The following is a 13,144-nucleotide window of genomic DNA, read 5'->3' on the forward strand; positions in this document are numbered from 1 at the left end:
CGTCGCGGGGGCACCGGGCCTCGGTGCGTTTCCGGTGGCGGGTGCCCGACCTTCCGCCTACTTCGGGCCGTACGTCCGGCCCGCGCGTGTGGTCACGCCGCCGAGCAGGCTCCGGGGCGTGAGCTTCACCAGGCCCATCAGCGCCTTGTACCGAGGATCCGGGATCGACACCGACCTCCCCCGGGCCAGGTCCGCCAGGGCGGCGGTCACCAGTTTGTCCGCGTCGAGCCACATCCAGTCCGGGATGTCGCCCGTGCCCATCCCGGCCCGCTCGTGGAACTCCGTGCGTACGAAGCCGGGGCAGAGCGCCATCAGCCGCACACCCGAACCGGCCAGGTCCTTCGCCGCGCCCTGGGTGAACTGCACGACCCACGCCTTCGAGGCCCCGTACGTCCCCCGGGGCAGGAAGGCGGCCACCGACGCCACGTTGACCACTCCGCCGCGACCGCGCTCCCGCATCGAACCCGCGGCGGCGGAGGTCAGCCGCAGCACCGCCTCGCAGTGCACCTTCAGCATGGTCAGCTCGTCGGCGACGGACACGTCGAGGTAGCGGCCCTTGTTGCCGAATCCGGCGTTGTTGACCAGCAGGTCCACCGGGCTGTGACGGTCCGTCAACCGTGCTTCGACCGCCTCGATCCCGGCGTCCGTGGACAGGTCGGCCGTCAGGACCTCGGCCTCGATGCCGTGTCCGTCGTGCAGCTCAGTGGCCTGGGCCCGCAGCCGCTCCGTGTCACGGGCCACCAGCACCAGGTTGTGCCCGTCACTCGCGAGCCGCCGTGCGAAGGCGGCCCCGATCCCCGCCGTCGCGCCCGTAATCAGTGCAGTCGTCATAGGCGGCACGTTAGTGCCCCGCGCGTGTGGGCCGACGACCAGCCCGACCTGCGGGCATGCGGGCACCGCACGGGCCGGGGAGCGGGTCAGGCGGTGTCGGCGTCGGCCGCGTACGCCCGCGCACGCCGGAGCGTCTCGCCGTGCAGCGCGTCCCCGGCGGCGAGCAGGCCCGGCAGCAGGGTGCGTTCCGTCGTCGTCGCCCGGAACTCCATGGCCGCGGTGATGTCGTGGCCGGGGCGGTGCACCACCTCGACCGGGTCGCCCGAACTGATCGTCCCCGGCCGGATCACCCGCAGGTAGGCGCCCGTGGCCGCCTCGCGGGTGAAGCGCTTCACCCACCCGGACTCGCCCATGTGGCCCGCGAACGTACGGCACGGGATGCGGCCCGACGTGACCTCCAGGACCAGCTCGTCACCGATCCGCCAGCGTTCCCCGATCCGGGCGTGGCTGACGACGAGGCCGGAGGTCGTCAGGTTCTCGCCGAACGCGCCGTTGGCCAGGGGCCGGCCGAGCACCTTCTCCCAGGCGTCGAGCTCCTCGCGGGCGTAGGCGTACACCGCCTGGTCGGTGCCGCCGTGGTGCCGCAGGTCGCACACCGCGTCCCCGGACAGGCCGCTGCCGCCGGTGCCCTTGGGGCCGGGGTCCGCGACCCGCACCGGGCCGTCGGCCGGCTGCTTGCCGATCCCGGTGAGGCGGTCGGCCGCGTCGGAGTGCGCGGAGGGCGTGGGACGGCCGAGGTTCACGGTGAGCACCTTCATGCCGGACAAGTTAGCGTGCGGTAATCAAAGCCGCTCATGATTTATCGGACAGTTCTGCAAGCGTCGCTTATGGTTGAGGGGTGATCGAAGCCCGTCATCTCCGTGTACTGCGTGCCGTGGCCACCACCGGATCGTTCTCCGCCGCCGCGCGTGATCTGGGCTGCACCCAGCCCGCCGTCAGCCAGCAGATGAAGGCACTGGAGAGCTCCGCCGGCACGCCGCTGCTCATCCGTACCGGACGCGAGATGCGGCTCACGCAGGCGGGCGAGGCGCTGGTGCGTCACGCCTCCGGGATCCTCGCCGGGCTCACCGCCGCCGAGGAGGAGGTCGCCGCGATCGCCGGGCTGCGGGCCGGCCGGGTCCGGCTCGTGTCCTTCCCGAGCGGTAGCTCCACCCTCGTCCCCGGTGCCCTCGCGGCGCTCCGTGCCGCACACCCCGGCACCCGGGTGTCGCTCGTCGAGTCCGAACCGCCGCGCTCGGTGGAGCTGTTGCGCGACGGTGACTGCGACATCGCGCTCGCCTTCCGTTACGGAGCCGGCGGCGGCGAGTGGGAGGACCTCGTCGTGCGCCCGCTGCTCACCGACCGGCTGGTCGGACTGGTCCCCGAGGGGCACCGGCTGGCCGGGGCGGACGTCGTGGGAGTCGCGGAGCTGGCCGAGGAGTCCTGGATCGCCGGCTGCCCGCGCTGCCGGCGCCAGCTGGTCGAGGTCTGCGAGGAGTCCGGATTCACCCCCCGGATCGATTTCGCCACCGACGACTACCCGGCGGTGATCGGTCTGGTCGGAGCCGGGCTCGGCGTGGCCGTCCTGCCCGAGCTGGCCCTCGAGTCCGTACGCCCCAAGGGGGTACGGACGGTGACGGTGGAGCCGGCGGTGGAGCGGGAGATCGTCGCGCTGACCCTGCCCGACCTCGCGCGGGTTCCGGCGGTGGCGGCCACCCTGGACCAGCTGTCCCTGGCGGCCGCGCGCTGACGGGCGCACCACGCGGTGCCCGGCGCACGTCGTGCCGAGGGTGCACCGGGTCTGAGGAAACGTTTCTGCGCTCGATGGGCCGTGCGGGTTGTCAGGTGGGTCCTGACCCTTCGGCCGGCGCGGAGTGGGCGGAGATCAGACGGTTGCGGGCGCGGCCCATGAGCTCCTCGCGCTCGTCCTCGGTCAGTCCGCCCCACACGCCGTAGGGCTCCCTGACCGCGAGGGCGTGCGCCGCGCACTCGGCGCGTACCGGGCAGCGCATGCAGACCTCCTTCGCCGAGGTCTCACGGGCACTCCGGGCTGCGCCGCGTTCTCCCTCGGGGTGGAAGAACAGCGAACTGTCGACCCCGCGGCAGGCGGCCAGCAGCTGCCAGTCCCACAGATCCGCGTTGGGTCCTGGAAGGCGGGAGAAATCTGCCATTGCGTGTCCCCTCGAAACCTTGCTGCTTCGGAAACGGTGTCCTCGACCGTCGGTGCTCGTCGGCGACCTGGAGTCCCGACGGTACATCTACGGTGTTAGTAGATGTAAATATGACTGATTACGAATCTAGCCATAGACGCCAGCAAAAGTGAAGAAAACCCGCTAAATGGGGCAGATCGATGTGTGAGGAGTCGATCGGACGGCGGGGGATCCCGTGTCGAACCCCCTCCGTGTGCGACCCCTCACTTAGAGTGCCGAACCGGGCACCTCGGACCGTAACTCTTTCGAGTGACCATCGTTGATGAGGGGGAGGCGGTTGACGGAGAACGAGCTCGGGCAGATGTCCGAGGGGGTCAACCGCACAGGTGACGACTTGTATCAGCCTGGAGGCTCAAGGTGACGCGCATCAGCTGCGGAGGACGGTCATGACATCCGTTCTCGTCTGCGACGACTCCCCTCTCGCCCGGGAGGCGCTCCGCCGCGCGGTTGCGACCGTTCCCGGCGTCGAGCGTGTGACTACGGCGGCCAACGGTGAGGAAGTCCTCCGTCGCTGGGGGGCCGACCGTTCGGATCTGATTCTGATGGACGTGCGCATGCCCGGTCTGGGAGGTGTGGAGACGGTCCGGCGACTGCTCTCGGCCGACCCCGGTGCCCGGATCATCATGCTGACCGTCGCCGAGGACCTGGACGGTGTCGCGCTCGCGGTCGCCGCCGGGGCCCGCGGCTACCTGCACAAGGACGCCTCCCGCGCCGAGCTGCGCGCGACCGTGACCCAGGCGCTCGCCGATCCGACGTGGCGGCTCGCCCCGCGCCGGCTGCGGTCCGCCGAGATGGGTGCGGCGCCGACGCTCACCGCGCGGGAGATCCAGGTGCTGGAAGGCATGAGCCACGGCCGCTCCAACGCGGAGATCGGGCGCGAGCTCTTCCTCTCCGAGGACACGGTGAAGACCCACGCCAGGCGCCTGTTCAAGAAACTCGGGGCCTCCGACCGTGCGCACGCGGTGGCGCTCGGTTTCCGCTGGGGCCTGGTCCGTTGACCCGGCGGGCCACCCGGTAGCCGCGTGATCCCGTCCGCACACCGGCGGACGGGCGGCGGTGGTGACGGACCCGCGGCCGGGCCCTCCCCGCCGGCGGTATGTGACGCTTCCCGGCCGATGCCGCATCCTTGAGGCGTGGAGTTCCTCCGGGGACATTCGGTCGAGCGGAAGGGGAGGGCGCAGGGCATGACATCCGGCGCACCCGCTCAGAACGCTGGAGCACCCGCTCCCAGCGCCGACGACGTACAACCCGACGCGCGGGCCGACCGGGCCGAGGCGCCCGCCGGCAGTGCGGTTACACCCGCTGATAACGCTTCGGTGCACAACTCCGGACGCGATGCGGCGGATCGGACGGTGTCAAGGCACCATGGTCCGATGCGCGAGGACGGGACGACGGTGATCGGTGCTCTGGTGCACCAGGCCGTCGACGGCGACGCGCAGGCCACTCACGACCTGCTGGCCCACGTCCATCCCCTCGCGCTGCGCTACTGCAGGTCCCGGCTGAACCGGCTGCCCGGTGATGCCCGTCACTTCGTGGAGGACCTCGCGCAGGAGGTCTGTGTCGCGGTCCTGATGGCGCTGCCGCGTTACAAGGACACCGGGAGACCCTTCGAGGCGTTCGTCTTCGCCATCGCGGGACACAAGGTCGCCGACCTCCAGCGCGCCGCGATGCGGCACCCCGGGTCGACGGCCGTGCCCTCCGACGAGATGCCGGAGCGGCCCGACGATTCGCTCGGTCCGGAGGAGCGGGCGCTGCTCAGCAGTGATGCGGCCTGGGCGAAGAAGCTGCTCGCCAACCTGCCGGAGAACCAGCGCGAGCTCCTGGTCCTGCGGGTCGCGGTCGGGCTGACCGCCGAGGAGACGGGGCAGATGCTCGGCATGTCCCCCGGCGCGGTCCGGGTCGCCCAGCACCGCGCGCTGAGTCGGCTGCGGGCCCTCGCGGGCCAGTAGGGACCGGTTCCGGAGGCTCCCGCCGTGTGGGGCGAGCCACAGAAGCGCCGACCGCTCCCGATCGTGGAATGAGACACCCCGGGAGCCCGTTAGCATGGACATCCGCACCGATCAAGACCATTTGGGGAAGGTGTCATGACTGCAAACGTCGACGGAGTGCCTGAGAAGTTCGCGACGCTCGGGCTGACATACGACGACGTGCTGCTGCTGCCGGGCGCGTCCGAGGTGCTGCCCAACGCGGTCGACACCTCGACCCTCATCTCGCGCAACGTGCGGGTGAACATCCCCCTGTTGTCGGCCGCCATGGACAAGGTGACCGAAGCCCGGATGGCCATCGCCATGGCCCGTCAGGGCGGCGTCGGCGTACTGCACCGCAACCTCTCGATCGAGGACCAGGTGAACCAGGTCGACCTGGTCAAGCGGTCCGAGTCGGGCATGGTCACCGACCCGATCACCGTGCACCCCGACGCCACGCTCGGCGAGGCGGACGCGCTCTGCGCGAAGTTCCGCATCAGCGGGGTGCCGGTCACCGACGCCTCGGGGAAGCTCCTCGGCATCGTGACCAACCGTGACATGGCCTTCGAGTCGGACCGGGCGCGCCAGGTGCGCGAGGTCATGACGCCGATGCCCCTCGTCACCGGCCGGGTCGGCATCTCAGGTGTGGAGGCCATGGAACTGCTGCGCCGCCACAAGATCGAGAAGCTGCCGCTGGTCGACGAGGCGGGCATCCTCAAGGGCCTGATCACGGTCAAGGACTTCAAGAAGGCCGAGCAGTACCCGAACGCCGCCAAGGACGCCGAAGGCCGTCTCCTGGTCGGCGCGGCCGTCGGCGCCAGCCCCGAGGCGCTGGACCGTGCGCAGGCGCTGGCGTCCGCGGGCGTCGACTTCCTGATCGTCGACACCTCGCACGGACACAGCAGCAACGCCCTGGACTGGATGGCGAAGATCAAGTCGAGCGTCGCCATCGACGTCATCGGCGGTAACGTCGCCACCCGCGACGGCGCCCAGGCCCTGATCGACGCCGGTGTCGACGGCGTGAAGGTCGGCGTCGGCCCCGGCTCGATCTGTACCACCCGCGTGGTGGCCGGCATCGGCGTCCCCCAGGTCACCGCGATCTACGAGGCCGCGCTCGCCGCCCGTGCCGCGGGCGTCCCCGTGATCGGCGACGGCGGCCTCCAGTACTCCGGCGACATCGGCAAGGCGCTGTCCGCCGGTGCGCACAGCGTGATGCTGGGCAGCCTCCTCGCGGGCTGCGAGGAGTCGCCGGGCGAGCTGATGTTCATCAACGGCAAGCAGTTCAAGTCGTACCGCGGCATGGGTTCGCTGGGCGCCATGCAGTCCCGCGGGCAGGGGCGTTCGTACTCCAAGGACCGCTACTTCCAGGCCGAGGTCTCCTCGGACGACAAGCTCGTGCCCGAGGGCATCGAGGGGCAGGTGCCCTACCGCGGCCCGCTGGCCAACGTCCTCCACCAGCTGGTCGGCGGCCTCCGCCAGACCATGGGGTACGTCGGCGCCGCCTCGGTCGACGAGATGGAGACCAAGGGCCGCTTCGTCCGGATCACCTCGGCGGGTCTCAAGGAGAGCCACCCGCACGACATCCAGATGACGGTCGAAGCACCGAACTACAGCAGGAAGTAAGGCATCAGCGCAGGTGAGGGGCGGACCGGTGTTCCCGGGACCGCCCCTCACGCGTGCGTCGGGGATACTGGTCAGCGCAGACGTAGAGGAAAGGCCACACCATCGTGACTGAGATCGAGATCGGGCGCGGCAAGCGCGGCCGCAGGGCATACGCGTTCGACGACATCGCCGTCGTACCGAGCCGACGCACCCGTGACCCGAAGGAGGTCTCGATCGCCTGGCAGATCGACGCCTACCGTTTCGAGCTGCCGTTCCTGGCCGCGCCGATGGACTCGGTGGTCTCCCCGCAGACCGCCATCCGCATCGGTGAGCTGGGCGGCCTCGGAGTCCTCAACCTCGAGGGGCTGTGGACCCGGCACGCCGACCCGCAGGCGCTCCTCGACGAGATCGCCGAGATGCCCGTCGAGACCGCCACCCCGCGGCTCCAGGAGATCTACTCCGCCCCCATCCAGGAGGAGCTGATCGGGCAGCGCATCAAGGAGGTGCGCGACTCCGGTGTCGTCACCGCCGCCGCGCTGTCACCGCAGCGCACCGCGCAGTTCTCCAAGGCCGTCGTCGACGCGGGTGTGGACATCTTCGTCATCCGCGGCACGACGGTCTCCGCCGAGCACGTCTCGGGTGCAGCGGAGCCGCTGAACCTGAAGCAGTTCATCTACGAGCTGGACGTCCCGGTCATCGTCGGCGGCTGCGCCACGTACACCGCGGCCCTGCACCTCATGCGGACCGGTGCCGCCGGTGTCCTCGTCGGGTTCGGCGGCGGTGCCGCGCACACCACGCGCAACGTCTTCGGGATCCAGGTCCCGATGGCCACCGCCGTCGCCGACGTCGCCGGGGCGCGCCGCGACTACATGGACGAGTCCGGCGGCCGTTACGTGCACGTCATCGCGGACGGCGGCGTCGGCTGGTCCGGCGACCTGCCGAAGGCCATCGCCTGCGGCGCGGACGCGGTGATGATGGGCTCCCCGCTGGCCCGCGCGACGGACGCGCCCGGCCGTGGCCGGCACTGGGGCATGGAGGCCGTCCACGAGGACGTGCCGCGCGGCAAGCTGGTCGACCTGGGCTCCGTCGGCACGACGGAGGAGGTCCTCACGGGCCCCTCGCACAACCCCGACGGCTCGATGAACATCTTCGGCGCGCTGCGCCGGGCGATGGCGACCACTGGGTACAGCGACCTCAAGGAGTTCCAGCGCGTCGAGGTGACGGTGGCGGACTCGCAGCACCGCCGCTGACACACCGCCCCGCAGCACGCAGCACGCAGGACGGCCCGGACCGTGGAAGTGGTCCGGGCCGTCCTGCGTGCCACGAGGTGTCAGGCGCCCTTCCTGGCACCACCGATCGCGCCGATGGGGCCCAGGACGAGGAAGAGGTACGTCATGAAGTCCGACAGCTCCTTCCAGGCGTTGAAGAGGTCGCCGAAGCGGTCGAAGAACACCTCGGAGAAGCCGACTCCGTTGGCCTCCGCGACGATCATGGCCATGCCGATGAGCTGGCCCATGAGGACCGCGCCCAGGGCGACGACGGCGCTGACGACGCTGACGGCCGGGAGCGGTCCGCCGGCCTTGCTCGCCGCGAAGCCGATCAGGAAGCCGACGCCGACGGCCGCGTAGCCGACTTCGCGCTCGATCGAGCCTGCGAGCAGGCCGTAGAGGATCGCCGCGACCACCGCCGCGCCGAGAGCCGCCAGCAGGCCGAGGCCCGGGTTGTTGCGCGAGGGCTGCGGGGCGTGCGGGAACGGGCCCCCGCCGAACTGGCCGGGCTGCTGTCCGGCGAACGGGTTGCCGGTCGGAGCGGGCGGCTGCTGTCCGGCGAAGGGGTTGCCGGTGGGAGCGGGCGGCTGCTGTCCGGCGTACGGGTTGCCGGTGGGGGCCGGAGGCTGCTGGTCCGCGTACGGGTTTCCGTCGACGGGCTGTCCGCCGTGCGGCTGCTGGTTCGGTGGTACGGGCTGGCTCATGGTGGTGCTCCCCCTGGGGCAATGCGCACGGCTGTGCGAGAAGTGACGCCGCAGGCTAGCAGCCCGCGCCGACACGACCGCCCGGCGATCCTGGCGGCCCAGGGGTGGTCACAGCCGGTGTGCCGCTCCCGCCGGGGTGGCACCCCGTGTGTCCAGGAGGAGTTGGGCCTTCACCGCGAGGCCCTGGAGGTCGTAGGTGCGGTGGTGCTGGAGGAGCACCGTCAGGTCCGCCCCGGCGGCGGCCTCGTACAGGGAGTCGGCGCGGGGCACGGGCAGATCGCGTACGCGCCAGTCCAGGACGTGCGGGTCGTGGTAGCCGATCTGGGCGCCCATGTCCATCAGCCGGGTCGCGATCTCGCGGGCGGGGGAGGCCTCCTGGTCGGCGAGGTCGGGCTTGTACGTGATGCCGAGCAGCAGGACCCTGGCCCCCCTGACGGACTTGCCGTGCTCGTTCAGCAGCGTCGCGCAGCGCTGGATCACATAGCTGGGCATCCGGTCGTTGATCTCCTTGGCCAGCGAGACCATGCGCAGCGGATGGCCGGGAGTCCGGCTGTTGTAGGGGAAGTAACCGGGGTCCACCGGGGCGCCGTGGCCGCCGACGCCCGGCCCCGGGCGGAACGGCTGGAAGCCGAAGGGCTTGGTCTCGGCGCACCTGATGACGTCCCAGAGGTCGACACCGAGGTCGTGGCAGAGCACCGCCATCTCGTTGACGAGTGCGATGTTGACGTGCCGGAAGTTGGTTTCGAGGACCTTCGTCATCTCCGCCTCGCGCGGTCCCCGGGCCCGGACGACCTTGTCGGTGAGCCGTCCGTAGAAGGCGGCGGCCGATTCGGTGCAGGCGGAGGTGAGCCCGCCGATCACCTTGGGGGTGTTGGCGTAGACGTGGGTGCGGTTGCCGGGGTCGAGGCGGCCGGGGGAGTGGGCGAGGTGGAAGTCGCGTCCGGCGCGCAGCCCTGACCCCTCCTCCAGGAGCGGACGCACGATGTTCTCGGTGGTGCCGGGCGGCACCGCCGACTCCACCAGGACCGTGGTGTGCGGTCTGAGCCGGGCGGCGAGGGCCCGGGCCGCGTCGGTCACGGCGCCGAGGTCGAGGGTCCTGTCCGGTCCGAGCGGGGTGGGGGCGCAGATCGCGGCGGTACGGACCCGGCCCAGCTCGGCCGGGTCCGCGGTGGGCCGGAAGCCGCCCGAGACCATCCTGCGGATGTCGGAGGCGCTGAGGGATCCCTCGACCGGCGTACGGCCGGCCGAGAGTTCCGCGTAGGGGCGTGGGTCGGTGTCGTAGCCGACGGTGTGGATCCCCACGCCGACTGCCGCTTGGGCGAGGGGCAGGCCGAGGTGACCGAGTCCGATGACAGCGAGGTCTGCGGGCATGCGGAAAGCCGTCCTTTCCCTAAGACCAAGAGGCTGAAAGCGCAACTGCTGTGGACAGTGCTATGTCAGACTAGGCGTAAATATGACCTATATGTCGCATTCTGTGGGTCCTGTGGGCCGGGTGTTGTCCACAGGCGGTGGCTGAAGTGGCCGACCGCGGACAGAATCGAGTGGTGGGCACATGCGCCCGGCTCTCCGGCCGGTGCCGCTTCGGTGCCGTAGCACCCCGACGTACCGGGAATACCGGGAGGCAGCAGTGAGGACAGCGACACTGGGACCCGCGGAGCGCACCGAAGCGCTGGCCGCGATGGCCGAGCGCGAACTGGACGTGCTGGTCGTGGGAGCGGGCGTGGTCGGCGCCGGGACCGCGCTGGACGCGGCGACCAGAGGACTCTCCACCGGGCTGGTCGAGGCGCGCGACTGGGCGTCCGGGACCTCCAGCAGGTCGAGCAAGCTGGTCCACGGCGGCCTGCGCTATCTGGAGATGCTGGACTTCGCGCTCGTACGCGAGGCGCTCAAGGAGCGAGGGCTGCTGCTGGAGCGGCTCGCCCCGCACCTGGTGAAACCCGTCCCCTTCCTCTACCCCTTGCGGCACAAGGGGTGGGAGCGGCTCTACGCGGGCTCCGGCGTCGCGCTGTACGACGCGATGTCGGTCTCCTCCGGCCACGGGCGGGGTCTGCCCGTGCACCGGCACCTCTCCCGCCGCCACGCGCTGCGCGTCGCCCCCGCCCTGAAGAAGGACGCACTGGTCGGGGCCCTCCAGTACTACGACGCCCAGATGGACGACGCGCGCTATGTGGCGACCCTGGTGCGCACGGCCGCGGGATACGGCGCGCACGTGGCGAACGGCGCGCGGGTGACCGGCTTCCTCCGGGAGGGCGAGCGGGTCGTCGGCGCGCGCGTGCAGGACGTCGAGAACGGCGGCGAGTACGACATCAGGGCCAAGCAGGTCGTCAACGCCACCGGGGTGTGGACGGACGACACCCAGGCGCTGATCGGGGAGCGCGGGCAGTTCCACGTCCGGGCGTCGAAGGGCATCCACCTGGTGGTGCCCAAGGACCGCATCCACTCCTCGACCGGCCTCATCCTGCGGACCGAGAAGTCCGTGCTCTTCGTGATCCCCTGGGGCCGGCACTGGATCATCGGCACGACGGACACCGACTGGGACCTCGACAAGGCGCATCCGGCCGCCTCCAGCGCCGACATCGACTACCTGCTCGAACACGTCAACTCGGTGCTGAACACCCCGCTCGGCAGGGACGACGTCGAGGGGGTCTACGCCGGGCTGCGTCCGCTGCTGGCCGGCGAGTCCGACGCCACGAGCAAGCTCTCACGCGAGCACACGGTCGCCCACCCGGCGCCCGGGCTGGTCGTCGTGGCGGGCGGCAAGTACACGACGTACCGGGTGATGGCCAAGGACGCCGTCGACGAGGCCGTGCACGGACTCGACCAGCGGGTGGCCGAATGCGTCACGGAGGAGATCCCGCTCCTGGGCGCCGAGGGCTACCGGGCCCTGTGGAACGCCCGCGCCAGGCTCGCGGCCCGGACGGGACTGCACGTGGTCCGTGTGGAGCACCTGCTCAACCGGTACGGCTCCATGACCGAGGAGCTCCTGGAACTCATCGCCGCCGACTCCTCGCTGGGCGACCCGCTGGCCGGCGCCGAGGACTACCTGCGAGCCGAGGTCGTCTACGCCGCGTCGCACGAGGGCGCCCGGCACCTCGACGACGTCCTGACCCGGCGCACCCGGATCTCCATCGAGACCTTCGACCGGGGCACCCGGTGCGCGCGCGAGTGCGCCGATCTCATGGCGCCGGTCCTCGGCTGGGACACGGACCAGGTCGAGCGCGAGGTGGAGCACTACCGCAAGCGGGTCGAGGCGGAGCGGGAGTCGCAGCGGCAGCCCGACGACCTGACGGCTGACGCGGCGCGGCTGGGCGCGCCGGACATCTCGCCGCTCTGAGGGCGGCTACGGGAGGCGGCGGTGGGGGCGTGCGGGCTTTGTCTGAGCCCGCGCCGGAGTGCCGCGTCCCCTGGTGCCGCGGCTTCGGTTCTGCGGCTCCGGGTCTGCGCCCGGAGGGCTACGGACGCCTCCGGGCGCAGAACTCCGCCTCCAGCAGCACCGTTTCCAGGCCGGGAGCGGACAAGGTGTCCATGTTGACCCGGAAGGTGAAGACGTGCCGGCCGTCGCGGGTCGCTGCGGACCGGACGTAACTGCCGGTGAAGTGCCCGTTGTGGCCCCAGACGGTGGTGCCGCAGGAGAGCTTCCGGGGATAGACACCCATGCCGTACCAGCCCTCCGTGGCCCGGGTGTCGAGAAGCTCGGCCAGCCGGGCCGGTGGCAGGAGCCGGCCGCCCAGCAGCGCCGCGTAGAAGCGGTCGAGGTCCTCCAGGGTGGAGACCAGCTCCCCGGCGGCGCCGGCGAACCTCGGGTCCATGGCGGTGACGTCGCGCAGTGTCCCGTCCGCGGCGGAGCGGTGATAGCCCCGCGAGTGCGGGAGCGGGAGGGTGGTGCGGGCGCCGGGCAGCGATGTGCCGGTCAGCCGGAGCGGTGTGAGGATGCGGCGTCCGATCTCGGCGGCGTACGAGCGCCCGGTGACGCGCTGGACGACCATGCCGAGCAGGACGTAGTCGGTGTTCGAGTACGCGTAGGAGCCGCGCGCCGCCGGGGGCCTGGCCGTCGCCGTACGGATCGCGGCCTCGGGGCTCAGCGGCTGCGCGGACGGACCGGCGGCGCCCGTGAACGCGGGGTCGTCGGCGGGCAGGGCCGCCGTGTAGTCGTAGAGGCCGCTGGTATGGGTCAGCAGGGCGCGCAGCGTGATGCGGGTGCCGTCGTTCCCGTGGCCGCGCACCAGACCCGGCAGGTGGTCCTCGACGCTGTCCTCCAGCCGCAGCGCACCCTCCTCGGCCAGTTGGAGGACGACCGTCGCGACGAACGACTTCGTGACGCTGCCCGCCCGGAAGCGATCGGCGGCCCGGATCCCGGACCCCGCCGAGTCGTAGATCCCGTAGTGGCCACGGCCGTTGTGACGTGCCAGAAAGGCGGCCGCCGGAGCGCGGCCCTCGACGACGAGCCGGGGGAGGTAGGACGATGCGGACGTGAGGTGTGGTTCGCTGGGCATACTCGTGCTTCCCAGGGCGAGAAGTAACAGCACCAGCGGGGTGGCGAGCAGCGCCCTGGAAATCGGCATGGCAGGGGGTTCCTTCCTCCGGCC

The 13,144-nt window shown here is 71.3% G+C and carries 12 protein-coding genes; 6 read left to right on the forward strand and 6 right to left on the reverse strand.

The window, feature by feature from the left end; all coding sequences use genetic code 11:
• Positions 1-57: 57 nt before the first annotated feature.
• On the reverse strand, positions 58-831 hold the full coding sequence (locus tag AB0I83_RS10070) for an SDR family oxidoreductase (protein WP_356532891.1): 774 nt from the start codon (positions 829-831) through the stop codon (positions 58-60).
• Positions 832-917: 86 nt separating this feature from the next.
• The gene (locus AB0I83_RS10075) at positions 918-1,589 is read right to left on the reverse strand and encodes an MOSC domain-containing protein (protein ID WP_363304248.1); all 672 of its coding nucleotides are present in this window, start codon (positions 1,587-1,589) and stop codon (positions 918-920) included.
• A gap of 80 nt (positions 1,590-1,669) precedes the next feature.
• Between AB0I83_RS10075 and AB0I83_RS10080 the strand changes: the two genes are divergently transcribed.
• Complete coding sequence (locus AB0I83_RS10080) at positions 1,670-2,560, forward strand: LysR family transcriptional regulator (RefSeq protein WP_356532888.1); 891 nt, start codon at positions 1,670-1,672, stop codon at positions 2,558-2,560.
• 91 nt (positions 2,561-2,651) lie between these two features.
• Here AB0I83_RS10080 and AB0I83_RS10085 read toward each other — a convergent pair whose 3' ends face one another.
• The gene (locus AB0I83_RS10085; protein ID WP_356532886.1) at positions 2,652-2,981 is read right to left on the reverse strand and encodes a WhiB family transcriptional regulator; all 330 of its coding nucleotides are present in this window, start codon (positions 2,979-2,981) and stop codon (positions 2,652-2,654) included.
• A gap of 425 nt (positions 2,982-3,406) precedes the next feature.
• Here AB0I83_RS10085 and AB0I83_RS10090 point away from each other — a divergent pair, with 425 nt between their 5' ends.
• The 4 genes from AB0I83_RS10090 to AB0I83_RS10105 all read left to right on the forward strand — a co-directional run bounded on the left by AB0I83_RS10090 (position 3,407) and on the right by AB0I83_RS10105 (position 7,836).
• A complete protein-coding gene (locus tag AB0I83_RS10090) occupies positions 3,407-4,018 on the forward strand; it encodes a response regulator transcription factor (RefSeq protein WP_003948568.1) in 612 nt (203 codons plus the stop codon).
• A 375-nt stretch (positions 4,019-4,393) separates the two neighbouring features.
• Complete coding sequence (locus AB0I83_RS10095; RefSeq protein ID WP_356532885.1) at positions 4,394-4,969, forward strand: sigma-70 family RNA polymerase sigma factor; 576 nt, start codon at positions 4,394-4,396, stop codon at positions 4,967-4,969.
• Positions 4,970-5,104: 135 nt separating this feature from the next.
• Entirely contained in the window at positions 5,105-6,607 is a 1,503-nt protein-coding gene (guaB, locus tag AB0I83_RS10100) for an IMP dehydrogenase (RefSeq protein ID WP_363304250.1), read from the forward strand.
• 104 nt (positions 6,608-6,711) lie between these two features.
• Entirely contained in the window at positions 6,712-7,836 is a 1,125-nt protein-coding gene (locus AB0I83_RS10105) for a GuaB3 family IMP dehydrogenase-related protein (protein WP_104788355.1), read from the forward strand.
• Between the two features lie 80 nt (positions 7,837-7,916).
• Here AB0I83_RS10105 and AB0I83_RS10110 read toward each other — a convergent pair whose 3' ends face one another.
• Both AB0I83_RS10110 and AB0I83_RS10115 read right to left on the reverse strand, forming a co-directional pair.
• Positions 7,917-8,558 carry a hypothetical protein gene (locus tag AB0I83_RS10110; RefSeq protein ID WP_363304251.1) on the reverse strand — a complete coding sequence of 214 codons (642 nt, stop codon included), beginning with the start codon at positions 8,556-8,558 and terminating at the stop codon, positions 7,917-7,919.
• A 108-nt stretch (positions 8,559-8,666) separates the two neighbouring features.
• A complete protein-coding gene (locus AB0I83_RS10115) occupies positions 8,667-9,929 on the reverse strand; it encodes a nucleotide sugar dehydrogenase (RefSeq protein ID WP_356532879.1) in 1,263 nt (420 codons plus the stop codon).
• Positions 9,930-10,185: 256 nt separating this feature from the next.
• Between AB0I83_RS10115 and AB0I83_RS10120 the strand changes: the two genes are divergently transcribed.
• On the forward strand, positions 10,186-11,892 hold the full coding sequence (locus AB0I83_RS10120; protein WP_356532877.1) for a glycerol-3-phosphate dehydrogenase/oxidase: 1,707 nt from the start codon (positions 10,186-10,188) through the stop codon (positions 11,890-11,892).
• A 118-nt stretch (positions 11,893-12,010) separates the two neighbouring features.
• On the opposite strand, the gene AB0I83_RS10125 is transcribed toward AB0I83_RS10120, so the two are convergent.
• The gene (locus tag AB0I83_RS10125; protein ID WP_356840125.1) at positions 12,011-13,120 is read right to left on the reverse strand and encodes a serine hydrolase domain-containing protein; all 1,110 of its coding nucleotides are present in this window, start codon (positions 13,118-13,120) and stop codon (positions 12,011-12,013) included.
• Between the last annotated feature and the right edge of the window lie 24 nt (positions 13,121-13,144).

Origin of the sequence: Streptomyces sp. NPDC049970 (assembly GCF_040660235.1) — a bacterium.
In the GTDB taxonomy this organism is placed as follows: Bacteria; Actinomycetota; Actinomycetes; order Streptomycetales; family Streptomycetaceae; genus Streptomyces.

Bases quoted from the DNA above. Each gene is read 5' to 3' on its own strand.
- AB0I83_RS10110 (WP_363304251.1), bottom strand. From the start codon at position 8,558: ATGAGCCAGCCCGTACCACCGAACCAGCAGCCGCACGGCGGACAGCCC.
- AB0I83_RS10085 (WP_356532886.1), bottom strand. From the start codon at position 2,981: ATGGCAGATTTCTCCCGCCTTCCAGGACCCAACGCGGATCTGTGGGAC.
- guaB (WP_363304250.1), top strand. From the start codon at position 5,105: ATGACTGCAAACGTCGACGGAGTGCCTGAGAAGTTCGCGACGCTCGGG.
- AB0I83_RS10095 (WP_356532885.1), top strand. From the start codon at position 4,394: ATGCGCGAGGACGGGACGACGGTGATCGGTGCTCTGGTGCACCAGGCC.
- AB0I83_RS10090 (WP_003948568.1), top strand. From the start codon at position 3,407: ATGACATCCGTTCTCGTCTGCGACGACTCCCCTCTCGCCCGGGAGGCG.
- AB0I83_RS10125 (WP_356840125.1), bottom strand. From the start codon at position 13,120: ATGCCGATTTCCAGGGCGCTGCTCGCCACCCCGCTGGTGCTGTTACTT.
- AB0I83_RS10070 (WP_356532891.1), bottom strand. From the start codon at position 831: ATGACGACTGCACTGATTACGGGCGCGACGGCGGGGATCGGGGCCGCC.
- AB0I83_RS10115 (WP_356532879.1), bottom strand. From the start codon at position 9,929: ATGCCCGCAGACCTCGCTGTCATCGGACTCGGTCACCTCGGCCTGCCC.
- AB0I83_RS10075 (WP_363304248.1), bottom strand. From the start codon at position 1,589: ATGAAGGTGCTCACCGTGAACCTCGGCCGTCCCACGCCCTCCGCGCAC.